Genomic DNA, 17106 nt, shown 5'->3' with positions numbered 1-17106 from the left:
GAACTCCCCTGAAATTCCTATGCCGTTGGCCGAGTGCTCTGTCCGGACCCAGAGGTCGCGTCGCGATACCAGTACTCGAGAGTCAGTACGTGCCACAGATGCTTGGAGTGGTCGCTCTGCCCGGCGGCGTCCTCCGCCGCGAGCCGCCGCAGCGCGTCGCGGCGCAGGAACCCGGAGCGGACCAGCTCGCCGTCGTTGATCACCTCGCGCACCAGGGGTGCCAGGTCCCGGCTCATCCAGGCCCGCAGCGGGGCGCTGAACAGGCCCTTGGGCCGGTAGACGATCTCCCGGGGCAGGATCGAGGTGGCGGCCTCCTTGAGGACCGCCTTGCCCTGCCGGCCGACGATCTTGCGGTCGCCCGGGAAGGCGAACGCCGCCTTGACGACCTCCACGTCGACGTAGGGCACGCGCACCTCGGTGGAGGCGGCCATGCTGGAGCGGTCCGTGTACGTCAGGTTGAGACCCGGCAGGAACATCCGGGCGTCGCCGAGGCACATGCGGTTGACGAAGTCGTCGAGGTCGTTGTCCTCGTACACGTCCGCGTGCTCGGTCAGTACGTCGTCGACCGTGCCCGCCAGATCCGGGTCGAGCAGGGCGAGCAGCTCCTGCTGGTCGTACATGGTGTAGCTGCGCCGGAACGCGGTCTCCTCCGGCAGGTCGGCGAAGGACAGGAACCGCTTGGCGAAGCGCACCGAGCGCAGTCCGCGCTTCGACGTGGCGACCGGCAACCGGTCCACGGCCGCGGACACGCCGCGCCGCAGCGGCCGGGGCACCCGCTGGTAGCGCAGCGCGATCAGGTTGGCGAGGTGTTTGCGGTAGCCGGCGAACAGTTCGTCGGCGCCCATCCCCGAGAGCATCACCTTGACGCCGGCCTCGCGGGCGGCCTGGCAAATCAGGTACGTGTTGATCGCGGCGGGGTCGCCGATCGGCTCGTCCAGCGAGTACGTCATCTGCGGCAGCAGGTCGAGGACGTTGGGCGCGATCTCGATCTCGTGCAGGTCGACGCCGAACCGCCGGGCGACCTGCCGTGCGTAGCGCAGGTCGTCGGGCATCGCCTCGAACTTGGCGTCCTCGGCGCGGAATCCGATCGTGTAGGCGGAGATCCCCGGCTGGTGGCGGGCCGCGAGCGCGGTCAGATAGCTGGAGTCGAGGCCACCGGAGAGGAAGGTCGCCACGGGCACGTCGGACATCAGGTGTCGTTTGGTCGACTCCTCGACAATGGCGGCCAGGTCCGGCTGTTCGCCGGCCCGGGCCCGATCGCGGCCCTCACTGGCGACGTCCTTGAGGTTCCAGTACCGGCCGCTCTCCACCCGGCCGTCGGGCCGGAATCTCATCCAGCTGCCCGGCTGGAGCTTCTCCGCCTCCTGGTACGCGCACCGCGAGTCGGGCACCCAGTAGTACAGCAGGGAGGCCACCAGCGCTGTCGGGTCGGGGCGCAGGGCCGTCACGGCCGCGAGCGCCTTGAGCTCGGAGGCGAACACCAGGCCGCCGCCCCGCCGCAGCAGGAAGAGCGGCTTGATGCCCAACTGGTCGCGCGCGAGCACCAGTTCACCGGTGCGCTCGTCGAAGATCCCGAACGCGAACATGCCGCGCAGGCGGGGCAGGCAGTCGGTGCCCCAGCGCCGCCAGGCCTCCAGGAGCACCTCGGTGTCGGAGGTGCCGCGGAAGCGGGCCCCGGCACCCTCCAGTTCGGCACGGAGTTCGGGCGCGTTGTACAGCTCGCCGTTGTAGGTCAGGGCGAGGCCGTCCGAGACCATCGGCTGGGCGCCGGTCTCGGACAGGTCGATGATGGACAGACGGCGGTGCCCGAGCTGGACCTCGCCGTCACCGGCGGGGTGGCCGTAGCGGCCGGACCCGTCGGGACCGCGGTGGGCGAGGGTGTCGGTGAGCCGGTCGGTCACGACCTTCCCGTCCGGCCACCGGTAGGTGCCTGCGATGCCACACATGTACTTACCGAGCCTCCTGGTCGTTGTCCGCGCCCCGGGCCGCCCATGCGGGCTTGCGCTCCGTGCGCCGCGGGCCCGACCCGTTGTGCCGGGCCGGCCGGTCGCCCCTGCCGCGCAGGGCGGTGTGCAGCCCGTCCCAGAGCGTGCCGTCGGTCCTGTCCCTGGGGTCCGGGTCGATCAGCACCACGCCGAGCACGGGGATGCGCTGCTCGGCGAGCTGTCGCGCCACCGTGTGCAGCCATGCGGCGCTGCCGTGCCCGGCCCGTACGACGAGCACCGTCTGGGTGCCGAGGTGCTGGAGGTCGGTCCACGCCGTGCCGGGCGCCACGGAGCCGACGCCGATGCGGCGGTCCTGGGGCGAGACGGCCGCGGCGTGCTCGGCGCCGACGACCGTGGGTCCGCCCGGCTGCGGGCGGTGGTCGGCGAGCTCCGGCCCCGGCAGTCCGTCGACGACGACCACGGGGCCCTCCGCCGTCAGCGTCCCCGCGAGGTCCAGGGCGATCGCGCTCGTGGTGCGCGCGCAGCCCAGCTCGAGGAGCGACAGCGGTTCCGCGGAGCCGTGCACGGTGCGGGCGAGGGTCGCGGTGAGCCGTTCGCGGGTCGCCCGGGTGCCCTTGCGCCGCCAGGGCCCGGCGCGCCGGGGCAGCTCCGCGATGACGGAGGCGCCCAGGTTCGCCGAGATGTCCCGGCGCAGCACGGGGCGGTCCGCGACCACGGCGCCGACCGCGGACAGGGCGAGCCCGAGGACGAGACCGAGAACCAGGCCGATCGCGGCGTTGGTCGCCGTCGTCTTGGGCAGCGAGTGCTGCACCGCGCGCGGGGCGTCCACGATCTGCGTACCGGCGACGACCTTGGGTGTGCCGGTGCGTGCCTCGGCGGCGCGCTGGTCGAAGTCGGCGATCCGCGAGTTGAGTTCGGCGCGGCGGGCGAAGAGCGTCTCGGTGCCGGCGGCCGACTCGTCGGCGTTGTCGTCCGGTGCCCGGTCGCCGATCTCCTTGTTGACCCGGGCCAGCTCGTCGCGCATGCGGTCGCGCTGGTCGAGCAGGGCCTGGGACTCGGCCGTGGCCGCCGCCCGCATCCGCCGCACGTGATCGGCGACGAACGCGTCGGCGAGCGCCTTGGCCCGGTCGACCGCCAGCGCTTCGCTGTCGGCCGACACGTCGATCTGCAGCACGTTGTTGGTCAGCCCGGTGCCCCGGTAGTCCCGCATGAAGTCCTCGGTGCTCTCCTGGGACTTGAGGGTCTGCAGGGCGTCCTTGGCGATGCGGGTGGTGCCCAGCACCTCGATGTCGGTGCGGATCAGTGTTCCCGTGTCGTTCGGCTGGTCCTCCTGGTGCGCGACCAGCACCTTGGTCACCGCGCTCGGCGGGGGCGGCAGCAGGATCGCCACCGCCGCGCCGATCACGAGCCCGAGCAGCGCCAGGGCGCCCCACAGGCGGCGGCGCCTGCGCACCGCGACCACCAGCGCGTGCAGGTCGAGCAGCGGGGTGCCCGCCGCCGACTCCGAAGTCCTGTTCGTCGTCACGCCGAGCCTCCCGTCGCGTGGCCGCGCACCGCGAGCGCGGGAGTGGCATGGTCGGGCGGCTCCTCGGCCGGGCCGGCGGGGCGGACCCTGACCGGTCCCGCCACGACGATGCCGACGATCTCGTGCCTGGCGTCCGCGCAGGCCTCGGCGACGCCGGTGAGCTCCTCCGCGGTCCAGCTGCCTGCGCTGAGGACGACGACGGCGCCGGCCTCGGTGCCCCGGTCCGGCACGATCGGCCGGTCCACCGGCACCACGACCACGCGCAGCACCGGGTCGCCCTTGGCCTCGGCGACGAGCTGGCCCGCGGCCCGCAGGGCGAGCTCGTCGCCGTCCGGGACGACGACCAGCAGGCGCCGGGGCGCGGGCAGTTGGGCCCGGATGCGGCCGCACACCCGCCGGTAGCGGGTGCGCCGCGCGGCCTCGTCGCCGGAGCGCTGCGGGGTGGGGACGTCCCACCGGGTGTCGGTGCCGAGCAGGCGGCGCAGGGCGGCGCGCGGGCCGCCCTGGGTCCGCTGCGCGCGCTGTTCCCCGGGCACGTCGACGGCGCCGAGGAGCGTCGAGCCGAGCGCGGAGGCGATCTCCTGCTCGGTGCGCAGCCTGCGGTTGATCCGGGCGGCGGTCAGGTGACCGATGACCGAGAACAGGAAGAACAACAGCGCCCCGGCGACGATGAGTTGGACCCGCGTCGGCGGCGACTGGCCGGTCGGCCGGGCCGCGGGGCCCATGACGACCATGCTCGCCTTGTTCGTCGCCGGGTCGGCCTCCTCCAGCTTCTTCATGGCCGCCTCCAGCGAGTTGCGCAGGTTCTCCAGCGCCGTACGGGCCTGCACACCCTCGACCGTCCGGCCCGGGTCGGCCCCGCGGGCCAGTTCGGTGATCCGGCGGTTGGTCTCCTGCACCTTCTTGCGCAGCGCCTCGGGTCCCGCGGCCGCGTCGGCGTCGGTCGCGCCGCCCGCGATCCGCGCGGAGAACGCGACGAACTGCTGGGCCACCCGGTCGGTGAGCTGCTGGGCGCGCTTCGGGCTCTCGGCGGTGCCCGAGATGGCGATGATGTTGCCGTCGGCGGCCTTGGCGGTCACGCGGCCGTGCAGGTCACTGCCGTTGACACCGGCCCAGTCGAGCTTGGCCGCGGCCCGGTCGACCACCGAGGAACTCGTCGCGATGTCCACCTGGGTGAGCAGCTCGCGCTCCTCCCACTGGCCCGGCAGCAGCACCGATGCCGATGCCGTGTAGCGCGGCGGGAACACCACGGAGACGCCGTAGCCGACGAGCGCGCCGACCACGGTGAGGACGGCGAGCAGCCGCCACCTTCTGCGGAGAATCCGGCCGATCGTGACCAGGCGGATCGTGTCCTCGCTCAACGACCCCGCCTCCTCCTTGCCTGGGCGGGGCCGCGCCCCGCCACCGCGGCGGCGTAGGCGGCGAGCAGCGACTCCTGCGAGTTCCGCCAGGACAGCGGTCCGCCGATGCGCTCCTGCCCGAGCTTGCCCATCCGGGCCCGCTGCTCCGGATCGTCCAGCAACCGCGCGACGAGACCCGCGAATTCCGCCTCGTCGTTGGCACGCGCGTAGACAGCCGCGTCACCTGCGGAGACGCGCGCCTCTCTCAGATCGAACGAGACGATGGGGCGGCCCATGGCCATGTACTCGAGGACCTTGTTCATCGTCGACACGTCGTTGAGCGGGTTGCGCGGGTCGGGCGAGAGGCAGACGTCCGCGGTGGACAGGTAGCGCACGAGGTCGGCGTCCGGTATGCGTCCGGTGAACTCCACCTGGTCGGCGAGCCCGAGTTCACGGGACAGCTCCACCATCGCGTCGAAGGCGTCGCCCGAGCCGACGAACACGGCGTGCCAGTCGGTCCGCCCGAGCTCGTCGCGCAGCTTGGCCAGCGCCCGCAGGGCGTAGTCGACGCCGTCCTGCGGCCCCATCACGCCGAGGTAGCACAGCAGATGGGGCTTGCCGCGCTTCAACTCCGGCTCGGGCGGCACCGGTTGGAACCGCTCGATCTGGGGCGCACTGCGGACCACGAACACGTCCTCCGGGCGCTTTCCGCCGCGGTCGAGCGCGACGTCCCGGTAGCTCTCGTTCGTGGCGAGCACGACGTCCGCGGCCCGGTAGGTGCTGCGTTCGAGCGCGCATACACCGCGGTAGAGCAGATCCTTGCCGCGGCCGAAGCGCGACAGGTACAGCTCGGGCACCAGGTCGTGCTGGTCGAAGACGAACCGCGCGCCGCGCCGGCGCAGCCACCGCGCCGCCAGGAACAGCAGGTCCGGCGGGTTGCAGGCGTGCACGACGTGCACCGGTCCCACCTTGCGGGCGAGCCGCGCGGTGTGCCACAGCGCGGAGCCGTACTCCCGCAGATAGCCGGCCGGTCCCCCGGTGGCGGCGGTCAGCGGGTAGCGGTGGATGTGCACCCCGTCGATGACCGTCTCGGCTTCCGTGTCCCGCTTCGTGCCCTGCGGGCAGATGACGTGCACGGTCCAGCCCGCGTCGCGCAGCGTCGTGCACTCCTGCCACACCCGCCGGTCGAAGGGGACCGACAGGTTCTCCACCAGGATCAGCGCGCGCCGGTTCGGCCCGCCCCCGCTGGTTGTTTCTTCGTTCATTGCGTCACCAAGCAAGGCCCATGTACCCCGGTTCGGCCCGGCGCGCCTCGGCGTCGGGAAGGCGGACGAGATCGACGACCGTCGGGCCGCCGCTGAGCGGCAGCGCCGACAGGACTGCTTGATCTCTGGTGCCGACGAGGCACACCTCGGCGTGGCCGAGCACCTCGTCGACGGAGTCCGCGAGCAGTTGCGCGAGGTGCGGAAGGCGGCCCTCGATGTACTCGCGGTTCGCGCCCATCAGCCGGGAAAGGCTCACGTTGGCGTCGTAGATCTTGAGGTCGTAGCCCTTGCCGTAGAGCCGCTCCGCCAGTTCGACGAGCGGGCTCTCGCGCAGGTCGTCGGTGCCGGGCTTGAACGACAGGCCGAACAGGCCCACCTTGCGCTTGCCGGTGCGCTCGACGAGCTCCACCGCGCGCTGCAAGTGGTCGGCGTTGGACGCGAGCACGTGCGACAGGATCGGCACGGAGACGTCGGCCCGCCGCGCCGCGTGCACCAGGCTGCGCAGGTCCTTGGGCAGGCAGGAGCCGCCGAAGGCGAAGCCGGGACGCAGGTAGGCGGGGCTGATGTTGAGCTTGCGGTCGGCGAGGAACACGTCCATCACCTGGTGCGAGTCGACGCCCAACGCCTGGCACACCGCGCCGAGTTCGTTGGCGAAACCGATCTTGAGGCCGTGGAAGGAGTTGTCCGCGTACTTGATCGCCTCGGCGACCGGGACCGGCACCCGGAACACCTCGCCGGGCAGCCCCTCGTACAACTGGGCCACCACGTCGCCACTGGCCTGGTCCAGTTGGCCGATGACGGTCTTGGGCGGGTCGAAGAAGTCCCGCACGCTGGTGCCCTCGCGCAGGAACTCCGGGTTGACCGCGACGCCGAAGTCGACGCCGGCGGTGCCGCCGAGGCTCTTCTCCAGGATCGGCACCAGCAGGTTCAGGCAGGTGCTTGGGAGCATGGTGCTGCGGAACACGACCGTGTGCCGGCCGCCCTCCGCCCCGCGCTCGGCCAGCGCGGCGCCGATCTGTTCGGTGACCCGCTCCAAGTACGTCGTGCACAAGCTGCCGTTGGGCTCCGACGGCGTACCGACGCAGATCAGCGACACGTCGCTGCCCATGATCGCCTCGCGGACGTCGCGGGTGGCGCGCAGGGCTCCGGTCCGCACGACCTCTGCGGTGAGCTCGCCGATCCGCTCCTCGACCACGGGGGCCCTGCCGCTGTTGACCAGGTCCACCTTCGCCTGGTTCACGTCCACGCCGATGACCTCGTGGCCCTGTCCCGCCAGGCATGCCGCCGACACACAGCCGACGTAGCCGAGTCCTAGGACGCTGATCCTCATTCCCGTTCCTCCCCCCAGAGCAGGCCCTTGTGGCCTGACTTTCCTGCGCCGACGGATCGGCGCGCCCCCCGCTTCAGTACGCCCCTTGTCCGTGGAGCACGGCCCGCAGCGTCTTCCACAAGATCACCGTGTCGAGGGCGAGCGACCAGTCCTCGACGTAGCGCAGGTCGAGGCGGACCGCCTCCTCCCACGGCAGGTCGCTGCGCCCGCTGATCTGCCACAGGCCGGTGAGCCCGGGCTTGACCAGGAGGCGCCGCCTGATGTCAGGCCCGTACGCCGCGGACTCCTCGGGCAGGGGAGGCCGCGGGCCGACGAGTGACATCGATCCGGTCAACACGTTGAACAGCTGCGGGAGTTCGTCCAGCGAGTAGCGGCGCAGTACGTGCCCCACCTTGGTCACCCGCGGGTCCCGCCGGAGCTTGAACAGCAGCCCCGCCCCCTCGTTCCGGTCGGCGAGACCGGCCCGCTTGCCATGCGCCCCGTCGACCATGGTGCGGAACTTGAGGATGGTGAACTCGCGGCCGTCCTTGCCCACCCGGCGCTGCCGGTAGAACACCCCGCCCCGGCTGTCGGCCAGGACACAGAGACCGACGAGCACCATCACCGGAGCGAACAGCAGGATCAGGATCGCCGCTCCGAGCCGGTCGACGATCTCCTTTATGGCCCGGCGTCCTCCGGTGAACGCCGGCATGCTGACCCGCAGCAGCGGTATCCCCAGCACCGCGTCGACGTGCAGCCGCGGTCCCGCCACCTCCATCAGCACGGGCGCCACGACCATTTCGGCGTCGCTGCCCTCCAGGTTCCAGGCCAGCCGCTGCAGCCGGTCCGGCGTCCAGTGCGGATCGGGGGTGACCGCGACGACCCGGTAGCCGTCGCGCGAGACGTGGCTCGCGACGTCCGTCAGGGGGCCGACGACCGGCACTCCGTCCAGACGGTCACCGTCGACACCGTGTCCGTCCGTCGTGCAGACCGCCTCCACCTGCCAGCCGATGTGCGGGAACTTCCGCGTTCTGCTGATCAGGTCGCGCACGGTGTCCGGGCTCCCTGCGGCCAGCACCGGACGCAGACAGCGTCCTTCCTTGCGCTGTCTGTGCAGCCACAGCCGCAGCAGATAGCGCGCGGTCATCGTCACCAGCGCGATCGCGGGGATCGCGACGAAGATCCAGAGCTTGATGTTGCGCGAGGTGAGGGCGATCCCGCCGAGCGCGAGGACGACGGTCGCCGTGAACAGCGAACGCCCGAGCCGGCGGAACTCCTCGGCGCCCTGGCCGAGCACGGCCGGAGCCCACGAGCGGCTCACCGCCAGCGCCCCCAGCACCAGCAACTCGGTGCCGAACGCCAGGATCTTCCACTTCTCGTGCCAGTTGGCGGCGTCCCTGACCCCGAAGAAGCCTCCGAAGGCCGCCACCACGACAGCGGTCGCCACCGTATCGCTGATGATCACGATGCGGCGGTAGCGCTGCTCCCAGTCGCTCGCGGGCCGCTGCAGTGCCCCGTTCACCGGACGCCCGCTGACCGGCGGGAACGGGCTGACTAATTCCCCCTGCTGTACAGCCCCGTCCGGGTCGCCAGCGGGTTCGACGTGCTCGCCCAACACGGTTACTCCCCCCTCGGGAGGCCGCCGCCCCCCGTGCTGTTTCCCCTCCTCGGGAGGCCCCCCGCCCCCCGTACCGCGCTGCTCCTCCCCCTCGGGAGGCCCCCGCCTCCCGTGCGTGAATCACCGGCTGGTTCAGCTCGGCGTGCGCCGTCCGCTCAGTCGGTGGCGGACGTGTCGCGCTGATCGGAACCCGGGGACCGAGTCGCCCGGAATCCCCGCGACCTCTCGGGCGCTCCCCGCGCCCAAGGTCCCCCTGTCGGGCACCACAAAACGATCACCCCCCGTTCGATTCCGGTGCGGCGGCGGTCGGTCGCACGCCACACCAGCCCCCATAGATCATCATTTGTCGCCTAGTGTCCCGGCATGTGAAGCACGGTCAATCTAGACCATTGAGGCCGCCCATAGAGAGGGATGTGTGGAATTTGTGGTCAAGGTTTGAAGTTGCCTGCACGATCAGCCATTCTCGGCGGGATTCCGCCCCTCCGCTCCGGGGCGGCGCCCGGACATGACGAAGCCCGCCCAGGTCACGTACCGGGGCGGGCTTTTGAGGGGTCGTCACATCTGGGGCGCCTGCGCAATGAAGGCGTCCAGAACCCCGTCGGCCACCTTGATCGGGCCCTGCGGCCGCGTGGTGCCGGGGATGGTGGTGATCGCGGAGGCCTGCTTCGCCAGGTCGGCCGCCTTCGCGAAGTCCGACTCCCCGCTGCCGGAGCCGAGTTGGGCGCGCAGCCCGTCCAGCGTGGCGTTCAGGGCACCGCCCCACAGGTCGAGCGCGTCGAGCCACGGCTTCGTCTGCGCGAGGAAGGCCGGATCCCGCACCCCGTCGCGGATCTGCTCGGGGGCGCCGGCGAGCACCTCCGCATAGGCCGAAAGCTTGCGCAGTGCGGCCTGCCGCTCGGCGTCGGTGCCGCCGTCCCACGCCGTGCGGAACTCGTCGAGACGCGAGGCGAGTTCGGGCGCCTGCGGCTGCCAGTTCGTGTCGCCGAAGGTCGGCGCGAGGTGCTCGGTGTCGAAGAAGGCGAGCAGGGCCCGCGCGGTGTCCCGGTCGCCGCCGGCCAGGTAGTCGGCGGACGCGCGCCAGGTGCGGTCGGGATCGTAGTCCTCGTCGTTCCAGGCGAACGACGCGCCGCCGAAGAGCGCGACCTTGCTCGGCGCCGCCTGGTTCATCGGGTTGAGCACGATGCCGCTCAACTCCTTGTGCAGACCGGCTTCCCGCTTGTCGTACGGGGCCATCAGGAGGCGTCCGGTGGTCTGCCCGTAGTCGTTCACCGGATAGTTGTCCCAAAGGAACACCTTGCGGCCCCACACCGTGGACGCGGCCTTGGCGTCCGCGAGGCTGATGGAGGGCGGCACGACGTCGGTGCCGGTCCACTGCACGACGACCTTCGGGTCCAACTTCTCGCGCAGCACCGACTTGTACGCGGAGTCCGCCGTGTCGGAGTACTCGGTGGGCACGAACTGGAGCGGCTTGGCGCCCTCATGGGTGTCGATGAAGTCCTGCTGCACCGCGTTGAGCAGATCGGTCTGCGCCTGCCCCGCCGCGGCCCGCCCCGGCGCCCCGTACTTCGCCTGGTCGGCGTCGCAGTTCCACTTGGTGTAACTGATGTCGTCGAGCGCCACGTAGAAGCTGCGCGCGCCCTGCTCGTAGAGCGAACCCAGCTTCTCCTTCAGCGCCTTGACATCGTCGGGGTCGCTGTAACAGACGGAAAGACCCGGCGAGAGGGCGTACGTGAAGTCGACGTGATGGTCGGCGGCCTTCTCGATCAACTCGCGCAGATCGGCGAGCTTGTCCGCCGGATACGGGGTGCGCCACTTCTCCCGCAGGTACGTGTCGTCCTTCGGCGTGTAGATGTACGTGTTGGCCTTGACGTCGCCGTAGAAGGCGAGTTGGTCGACGCGGTCGCTGTGCGACCAGGGCGCGCCGTAGAAGCCCTCGATGCTGCCGCGCAGCGGCATGCTCGGGTGGTCGGTGATCGAGACGGAGGCGATGCTGTGCGGCCCCGTCACCAACTGACGCAGTGTCTGGGCGGCGTAGTAGACGCCGTCACCGTCGTTTCCGGCCAGGACAACGATGTCACCGCGGGCGGAGCCACGGGAGGCGAGGGAGTAGCCCTCCGGGTTCAGGGTGCCGGGCACGGTGCCGCCCGCGCCCTTGAGGGCGGCCGCGATGGCGCCGTCCTTGATGGATCCGGCCACGACGGTCAGCACACCGGGCGCAGCCGTAGTCCTGGCGTCGGCGGCCTTGACGGTGTCGACGGACCGGGCGCCTGCCGCGGTCAGCGCCCGCTTGACGACCTCGACGCTCGACGCTTCGACGCCGTCGCCGAGCACGAGACGCGCCCGGCTGGGCACCTTCAGGTCGGCGCCCGCGGATCTCATGTCCTGCGGAGTGGGCGTGACGACGGGCAACTTGGCGGCGGTTTCCGCACGGGCGGCGGCCGGCGCACCACCTTCCGCCTGCGCGGGCACGGCGACCGCGCCCAGGGTCAGCAGGAGCGCGGCACCGGCGAGCGCGGGACGGGAGACACGGGGGAGACAGGACGAATGACGTTCAGACATACGGGACACTGCACCTCCACGGAAGCGGACCCTCACCATCGGGCGAGGGCACGTGGTCTAAACCACCACCCATCCATGACGGTGTCAAGATCCCGCGAGCGAGGAGGAGTTGCGCCGACCCACCGGGGTCCAGGACGGACCGGCCGCCCACAACCTGCTGTTCCGGCTGGACGCCCGCCTGGTGTCGGCCCGCCGGTACACAATGCTCGGCATGGTGAGCTTTGAGGATCAGGATCTGGCCGACGCCGAGTTTCGCGAGTGCGACCTGACCCGCGCCCGGCTGATCGGCGTGGTGATGCGGGACGTCGTGATCGACGGGCTGGTCAGCAACGTGGTGGTCAACGGCGTGGAGGTGACGTCCTACGTCGAGGCCGAGCTCGACCGGCGGTATCCAGTTCGGTTGCTGATGCGCTCAGATGACCCGGCCGATCTGCGGAAAGCCCATCGACAGCTGCGTGATGGCTGGGCGAGGACGATCGAGCGGCTCCGCACGATGCCCGCCGGCTCCGAGCACCGGCGTGTCGACGGCGAATGGTCGGCCGTGGAGACCCTGCGCCACCTGGTGTTCGTGCACGACTCGTGGTTTCGCCGCTGTTGCCTGGGATCGACCCGGCCCTTCACCGGGATCGGGTTGGCGTCCGGCTTCGTGCCCGATCAGGAGGAGCAGGGCCTCGATCGAGCGGCGACCCCGGGCCTCGACGAGGTACTGGCCGTGCGGGACGAACAGTCCGCCGAACTGGAGCGTTGGCTGGCGACCGTGACGGTCGACGAGCTGTCCGCGGTCGCTCCCGTTCCTGCGGGACCGGGCTGGCCGCCGTACGCCGAGGGCAGGCCGGTGGTCGAGTGCCTGCGCGTGGTGCTGAACGAGGTCTTGCTGCACCACGGGTTCTGCGTCCGTGACCTCGACCTGCACGAACGCTGAGCGGGATCCTCGACAAAGGACAAGCGACAAGGAACGGACTCAGGGCTCCTCGGGCCCGTCCTCGTCCAGTTCGAACCACACCGTCTTGCCCTCCGGCTCCGGGCGCAGGTTCCAGCGGTGGGCCAGCAGGTCGAGGAGGACCAGGCCGCGGCCCGAGGAGGAGAGTTCGCCGGGGGCGCGGCGGGCGGGGACCTCGTCGCTGCGATCGGAGACCTCCACGCGCAGCCGGCGGCGCCCCTCGGCGCCGCTGATGTCGGCCCGCAGGACCGCGGCCTGCTCGGTGTGGATCAGTACGTTGCCGAGGAGTTCGGAGACGAGCAGCAGGGCGGTGTCGACCTGCTCGGGGCGGGCCCAGTCGTGGAGCAGGCCCTGGAACTCGATGCGGGCGTCGGCGATGCCCTGGGCCTGGTCCTGTTCGAGGGTGAACCGCAGATTGCGCCCGGGCCCGTCCGCGTGGTCGTCGCGGGGGTCGCGGCGCAGGAGCAGCAGGGCGATGTCGTCCTCGGTGAAGGAGGTGACGGGTCGGTCGCCCGGCTGCGTGACCTGCGGGGCCACCACCGCGTTGAGGAGCCGGTCGGCCATGCCGGCGATGTCGTCGGGGCCGCCCGGCGTCAGCGCGCCGCGCACCCGGAGCCAGCCGGAGTACATGTCGTGGCCGCCGGACTCGATCAGGCCGTCCGTGCAGAGCATGAGGATCTCGTTCTCACGCAGCGTGACGATGCTGACCGGGTAGTCGTCCTCGCCGAGGTCGAGTCCCAGGGGCAGGCCGCCGCGCACGTGCTTGAGCAGACAGGTGCCGTCCGGCAGCCGAAGGACCGGGTGCGGGTGGCCGGCGCGGGCGATGCGGAGCGTGCCGGTCTCGGGGTCGGCCTCCAGGTAGATGCAGGTGGCGAAGCGGCCCTCGCCCAGTGAGGCGAGGAAGTGGGAGGCGCGGACGAGGACGGCGTCAGGGCCGTGCCCCTCGGCGGCGTAGGCGTGAATGGCGGTGCGCAGCTGCGACATCAGCCCGGCGGCCTGCACGTCGTGGCCCTGGACGTCGCCGATCACCAGGCCGAGCCGCCCGTTGGGCAGCGTGATGCTGTCGAACCAGTCGCCGCCGACCATGAGCCCGCCGCCGGTGGGGACGTAACGCGCGGTGACGGTGAGCCCCTCGGGGCCCGGGCCGATGCGGCCCATGCTGCTGCGCAGGCTCTCTGAGAGGGCGTGATCGGCTTCGCCGTCGTAGGTCTGCTCGATGCACTGGCCGAGCAGCCGGGCGAGGGTGACCAGGAAGGTGCCGATGCCGCCGGTCATCTCCACCGGGGCGTCGAACGCGGCCATCCACACGCCGGTGAGCTGGCCGTACGTGGTGAGCGGCAGGAACGCCCAGACCTCGTAGCGTGCGAGGTCCGCGCCCCCTTCGACGGAGGGGAACCGGTCCCGGTACTCCTGCGGCGAGGTCAGCACCACGGGCCGCCCGGTGCGTGCCACCTGCGCGGCGGGGTGGGCGCTGCGCAGCGGCAGCCGGTAGGCCTCGGCCTCGCCGTCGCTCAGGCCGAACTGTCCGACGCAGTGCAGCACTTCGCGGTCCGAGCGGAAGACCGCCTGGCCGCGCAGCGGGAAGGTGGCGTCGGCCAGTTGGGAGATCAGGGTGAGGGCCTCCCCCAGTGACGCGATTCCGGCCAGCGCATGTCCGGTGACGAGCACGTCGGTGTCGCGGTGGCTGGTACGGTCCGGCGCCCGGTCGGAGTCGGCGCCGGGCCCTCCGGAGGCCGGGCCCGCGAGCCGGTTGAGCACGTCGACCTGGCGAACCTCGGCGTCGTACACCTCGGGCTCCCCGTGTTCCCCGGGCTCCTCGGGGTCCTCTTCGGGGATTCCGCGCTCGCGCCCGCCACCCACCTGCGGCACTCCCCTCGGCTCGACGCACTCCGGCTTCCCCCCATGGTCCGACGATCGGCCGCGCGGCGCCTGCGCTCGGGCGCCATGCGGGCGACCCGCGCGGAACGCCCGACCAGGGCGGTGCCCGGTCGGGCGGCCAGGGGCTGTCATTCGGATCCGTCCTGAACCGAATGACAGGCCCTGCGCGCGGCTACGTCACCAGGAGGACTTGGTGACCCCCGGCAGGTGTCCCGCGTGTGCCTCCTCCCGCAGCCGGACGCGGGACAGGCCGAACTTGCGCAGATGCCCGCGCGGCCTGCCGTCCACGCTGTCGCGGTTGCGGACCCGCGTGGCGCTGGCGTCGCGCGGCTGGCGGCGCAGTTCTGCCAGGGCGGCGGCGCGCTCCGGCTCCGGGGTGCCGGGGCGGCGGAGAGTCTCCTTCAGTTCCGCGCGCCGGGCGGCGTACCGCTCGACGATCGCCTTCCGCTTCTCGTTCTTCGCGATCTTGCTCTTCTTCGCCATCAGACCTTGCCCCCTCGCGCACGGATCCGCGCGACCGCGGCCTCGATGCCGATGACGTCGACCGTCTTGACTCCCCTGGCGCTCAGGGTCAGCCGCACGTTGCGGCCCTCGCTGGGCAGCCAGTAGCGCTTGCTCTGGATGTTCGGGTCGAAGCGTCGGGAGGTGCGCCGGTGCGAGTGCGAGATGCGGTTGCCGAAGCGCGGTGCGGCGCCGGTCAGTTGGCAGTGGGCGGACATGCGGTCCCTTTCTGTCGTCGTTCGTTGCCTGTCGTGCCGGTCAGCGGCAGTCAGTGGCGGTCATGAACCTGGCCCCGTTATTGAACATGGAAACCATTGCCATATAGTAGCGGCATGGCACGCAACGAACTGCGCCCGATCCTCAAACTCCGCTCGACGGCAGGGACGGGCTACACCTACGTCACCCGCAAGAACCGCAGGAACAACCCGGACCGCCTGGTCCTGCGCAAGTACGACCCCGTGGTCGGCCGCCACGTCGACTTCCGCGAAGAGCGCTGAGCGCCGGCCGGCCCCGCACCGCCACCCGAACCACCCGAACCATCTGGAGTCCGCCATGAAGCCCGGCATCCACCCGGCCTACCGGCCCGTTGTCTTCCGCGACAAGGCCGCCGGATTCGCCTTCCTGACCCGTTCCACGCTCACCACCGACCGGACCGTCGAGTGGGAGGACGGCAACACCTATCCCGTGTACGACGTCGAGGTCTCCTCGGCGAGCCACCCCTTCTACACCGGCACCGCCCGCGTCATGGACACCGCGGGCCGCGTCGAGCGCTTCGAACGCCGCTTCGGCCGTCGAGGGGCCCGGTGATGGGGGGCGACCGACTGCCCGTCGTGATCGTCGGCAGCCTGCACAGCGAGGCGCGCAAGGAGGTGGTGCGGGGCCTGCTCGACGCGGTGCCGTCCAGCGTGGCCCTGCACCACGACCTCGGCACCGCCGCGTCCGGGACCGTGACCCGTACGATCCGGGACGCGTCCGGTGAACTGGGCCGCGGCGAGGCGCCGTTGGTCAACGACTGCGCGTGCTGCGCCCTGCGCGAGGACCTCGTGCCGGAGCTGGAGCGGCTCGCGTCCGACGGGCTGACCCGGCTCGCCGTCGTGGAGCTGTGGGACTCCGTGGAACCGCAGGCCATGGCGGATGTCGTGGCGGCGCACGGCGCTCCCGCGCTGCAGCTGACCGGCGTGATCACGGCGGTCGACCCCGCGCTCGTCCTCCCCTACCTGGGCAACGGCGACGACCTCGCCGAGGCCGGTCTCGCCGCGGCCGCCAGTGACCAGCGCACCGTCGCCGACACCTGGGCCCGGCAGCTGGAGTACGCCTCCGTCATCGCCGTCACCGAGAGTCCGGAGGCGGACGAGGAGGACCGGGCGCTGCTCGCCCAGCTGCACCCGACGGGGCAACAGGTGGCGGCCCGCTCGAGCGAACTGGCCCGGCTCGCCCTGGCCGGATTCGACGTGGAGGCCGCGCGCACCGCCCAGCACCCGGCCAGCGCCCGGCTGCCGCAGGAGGCGGAGGAGGCCGGGGTCGGCACCCTCGTGTGGCGCCGGCACCGGCCGTTCCATCCGCAGCGGCTGTTCGACGCGCTGGAGGATCTGTGCTGCGCCGCGGCCCGCAGCCGGGGGCGCTTCTGGCTCGCGGACCGGCCCGACACCCTGTTGTCCTGGGACGCGGCGGGCGGCGCCCTGGGCGTCGACGACTGCGGCCCCTGGCTGCACTCACTGCCCGACGCCGCCTGGGAGTTGGTGCCGCCCGAGCGGCGCGCGGCGGCGGCCATGGACTGGCACCCGGAGCACGGCGACCGCTGCCAGCACCTCGTGTTCACCTCCCCGGCTCTCGACCGCGAGGGCCTGGCCGCCCTGCTCGACTCCTGCCTGCTCACCGACGACGAGTACCGCGCCGGCCCGGCCGGTTGGAGCCGGCTCCCCGCCGCCTTCGACCCGCTCCTCGACCCCGCGCGCTGACCCACCGAAAGGACCCGACATGCCCCGTTCCCGCACCCCGCGCAAGCCCCTCAAGCCGCGCCCGAACCCGCTCGACGCGGCCGGCATCACCTACGTCGACTACAAGGACACCGACCTGCTCCGCCAGTTCATCTCCGACCGCGGCAAGATCCGCAGCCGCCGCGTCACCCGCCTGACGGTCCGCCAGCAACGCCAGGTGACGTCCGCCATCAAGAACGCCCGGGAGATGGCGCTGCTGCCGTACGGAAACAGGTGAGCCGGTGCGGC

The 17106-nt window shown here is 71.8% G+C and carries 15 protein-coding genes; 5 read left to right on the top strand and 10 right to left on the bottom strand.

The annotated features are described in order from the left end of the window. Nucleotides 1–17: 17 nt before the first annotated feature. The 7 genes from asnB to ACZ7L4_RS04335 form a co-directional block, all read right to left on the bottom strand. Nucleotides 18–1946: an asparagine synthase (glutamine-hydrolyzing) gene (asnB, locus tag ACZ7L4_RS04365; protein ID WP_472099557.1), complete on the bottom strand. Its 1929-nt coding sequence runs from the start codon at nucleotides 1944–1946 to the stop codon at nucleotides 18–20. 4 nt (nucleotides 1947–1950) lie between these two features. Continuing rightward, a complete protein-coding gene (locus ACZ7L4_RS04360; protein WP_472099556.1) occupies nucleotides 1951–3471 on the bottom strand; it encodes a Wzz/FepE/Etk N-terminal domain-containing protein in 1521 nt (506 codons plus the stop codon). After that, nucleotides 3468–4832 carry a Wzz/FepE/Etk N-terminal domain-containing protein gene (locus tag ACZ7L4_RS04355; protein WP_472099555.1) on the bottom strand — a complete coding sequence of 455 codons (1365 nt, stop codon included), beginning with the start codon at nucleotides 4830–4832 and terminating at the stop codon, nucleotides 3468–3470. The genes ACZ7L4_RS04360 and ACZ7L4_RS04355 overlap by 4 nt, the downstream gene beginning before the upstream one ends. Continuing rightward, nucleotides 4829–6076 (bottom strand): glycosyltransferase family 4 protein, encoded by a 1248-nt coding sequence (locus ACZ7L4_RS04350; RefSeq protein ID WP_472099554.1) that lies wholly within the window; start codon nucleotides 6074–6076, stop codon nucleotides 4829–4831. The genes ACZ7L4_RS04355 and ACZ7L4_RS04350 overlap by 4 nt, the downstream gene beginning before the upstream one ends. 4 nt (nucleotides 6077–6080) lie before the next feature. Further along, nucleotides 6081–7406: a nucleotide sugar dehydrogenase gene (locus ACZ7L4_RS04345; RefSeq protein ID WP_472099553.1), complete on the bottom strand. Its 1326-nt coding sequence runs from the start codon at nucleotides 7404–7406 to the stop codon at nucleotides 6081–6083. Between the two features lie 73 nt (nucleotides 7407–7479). Further along, complete coding sequence (locus tag ACZ7L4_RS04340; RefSeq protein ID WP_472099552.1) at nucleotides 7480–8907, bottom strand: sugar transferase; 1428 nt, start codon at nucleotides 8905–8907, stop codon at nucleotides 7480–7482. A 651-nt stretch (nucleotides 8908–9558) separates the two neighbouring features. Further along, the gene (locus ACZ7L4_RS04335) at nucleotides 9559–11562 is read right to left on the bottom strand and encodes a beta-N-acetylhexosaminidase family protein (RefSeq protein WP_472099551.1); all 2004 of its coding nucleotides are present in this window, start codon (nucleotides 11560–11562) and stop codon (nucleotides 9559–9561) included. A 109-nt stretch (nucleotides 11563–11671) separates the two neighbouring features. Here ACZ7L4_RS04335 and ACZ7L4_RS04330 point away from each other — a divergent pair, with 109 nt between their 5' ends. Continuing rightward, nucleotides 11672–12484 (top strand): DinB family protein, encoded by an 813-nt coding sequence (locus ACZ7L4_RS04330; protein WP_472099550.1) that lies wholly within the window; start codon nucleotides 11672–11674, stop codon nucleotides 12482–12484. Between the two features lie 39 nt (nucleotides 12485–12523). Here ACZ7L4_RS04330 and ACZ7L4_RS04325 read toward each other — a convergent pair whose 3' ends face one another. The 3 genes from ACZ7L4_RS04325 to rpmB all read right to left on the bottom strand — a co-directional run bounded on the left by ACZ7L4_RS04325 (nucleotide 12524) and on the right by rpmB (nucleotide 15099). Next, complete coding sequence (locus ACZ7L4_RS04325; protein WP_472099549.1) at nucleotides 12524–14362, bottom strand: SpoIIE family protein phosphatase; 1839 nt, start codon at nucleotides 14360–14362, stop codon at nucleotides 12524–12526. A gap of 195 nt (nucleotides 14363–14557) precedes the next feature. Next, nucleotides 14558–14863 carry a 30S ribosomal protein S14 gene (gene rpsN / locus ACZ7L4_RS04320; protein WP_472099548.1) on the bottom strand — a complete coding sequence of 102 codons (306 nt, stop codon included), beginning with the start codon at nucleotides 14861–14863 and terminating at the stop codon, nucleotides 14558–14560. Next, on the bottom strand, nucleotides 14863–15099 hold the full coding sequence (gene rpmB / locus ACZ7L4_RS04315; RefSeq protein WP_422482907.1) for a 50S ribosomal protein L28: 237 nt from the start codon (nucleotides 15097–15099) through the stop codon (nucleotides 14863–14865). Before rpmB ends, rpsN begins: the two co-directional genes overlap by 1 nt. A gap of 114 nt (nucleotides 15100–15213) precedes the next feature. Between rpmB and rpmG the strand changes: the two genes are divergently transcribed. From rpmG to rpsR, 4 genes are read left to right on the top strand one after another with little or no spacing between them, the layout of a single operon-like run. Beyond that, complete coding sequence (rpmG, locus tag ACZ7L4_RS04310) at nucleotides 15214–15378, top strand: 50S ribosomal protein L33 (protein ID WP_326016273.1); 165 nt, start codon at nucleotides 15214–15216, stop codon at nucleotides 15376–15378. A gap of 55 nt (nucleotides 15379–15433) precedes the next feature. After that, on the top strand, nucleotides 15434–15688 hold the full coding sequence (locus ACZ7L4_RS04305; RefSeq protein ID WP_385755001.1) for a type B 50S ribosomal protein L31: 255 nt from the start codon (nucleotides 15434–15436) through the stop codon (nucleotides 15686–15688). Then, a complete protein-coding gene (locus tag ACZ7L4_RS04300; RefSeq protein ID WP_472099547.1) occupies nucleotides 15688–16839 on the top strand; it encodes a CobW family GTP-binding protein in 1152 nt (383 codons plus the stop codon). The genes ACZ7L4_RS04305 and ACZ7L4_RS04300 overlap by 1 nt, the downstream gene beginning before the upstream one ends. Before the next feature lie 19 nt (nucleotides 16840–16858). After that, the gene (gene rpsR, locus ACZ7L4_RS04295; protein WP_472099546.1) at nucleotides 16859–17095 is read left to right on the top strand and encodes a 30S ribosomal protein S18; all 237 of its coding nucleotides are present in this window, start codon (nucleotides 16859–16861) and stop codon (nucleotides 17093–17095) included. The last annotated feature ends 11 nt before the right edge of the window (nucleotides 17096–17106 follow it).

Source organism: Streptomyces sp. NPDC107575 (genome assembly GCF_055657265.1).
Note: the sequence above shows the minus strand (reverse complement) of the source record. Positions and strands in the feature narration are given on the sequence as shown.

Excerpts from the sequence above, each read along its gene's own strand:
- rpmG (WP_326016273.1), top strand. The coding sequence starts at position 15,214 with ATGGCACGCAACGAACTGCGCCCGATCCTCAAACTCCGCTCGACGGCA.
- rpsR (WP_472099546.1), top strand. The coding sequence starts at position 16,859 with ATGCCCCGTTCCCGCACCCCGCGCAAGCCCCTCAAGCCGCGCCCGAAC.
- asnB (WP_472099557.1), bottom strand. The coding sequence starts at position 1,946 with ATGTGTGGCATCGCAGGCACCTACCGGTGGCCGGACGGGAAGGTCGTG.
- ACZ7L4_RS04300 (WP_472099547.1), top strand. The coding sequence starts at position 15,688 with ATGGGGGGCGACCGACTGCCCGTCGTGATCGTCGGCAGCCTGCACAGC.
- ACZ7L4_RS04305 (WP_385755001.1), top strand. The coding sequence starts at position 15,434 with ATGAAGCCCGGCATCCACCCGGCCTACCGGCCCGTTGTCTTCCGCGAC.
- rpsN (WP_472099548.1), bottom strand. The coding sequence starts at position 14,863 with ATGGCGAAGAAGAGCAAGATCGCGAAGAACGAGAAGCGGAAGGCGATC.
- rpmB (WP_422482907.1), bottom strand. The coding sequence starts at position 15,099 with ATGTCCGCCCACTGCCAACTGACCGGCGCCGCACCGCGCTTCGGCAAC.
- ACZ7L4_RS04350 (WP_472099554.1), bottom strand. The coding sequence starts at position 6,076 with ATGAACGAAGAAACAACCAGCGGGGGCGGGCCGAACCGGCGCGCGCTG.
- ACZ7L4_RS04335 (WP_472099551.1), bottom strand. The coding sequence starts at position 11,562 with ATGTCTGAACGTCATTCGTCCTGTCTCCCCCGTGTCTCCCGTCCCGCG.
- ACZ7L4_RS04345 (WP_472099553.1), bottom strand. The coding sequence starts at position 7,406 with ATGAGGATCAGCGTCCTAGGACTCGGCTACGTCGGCTGTGTGTCGGCG.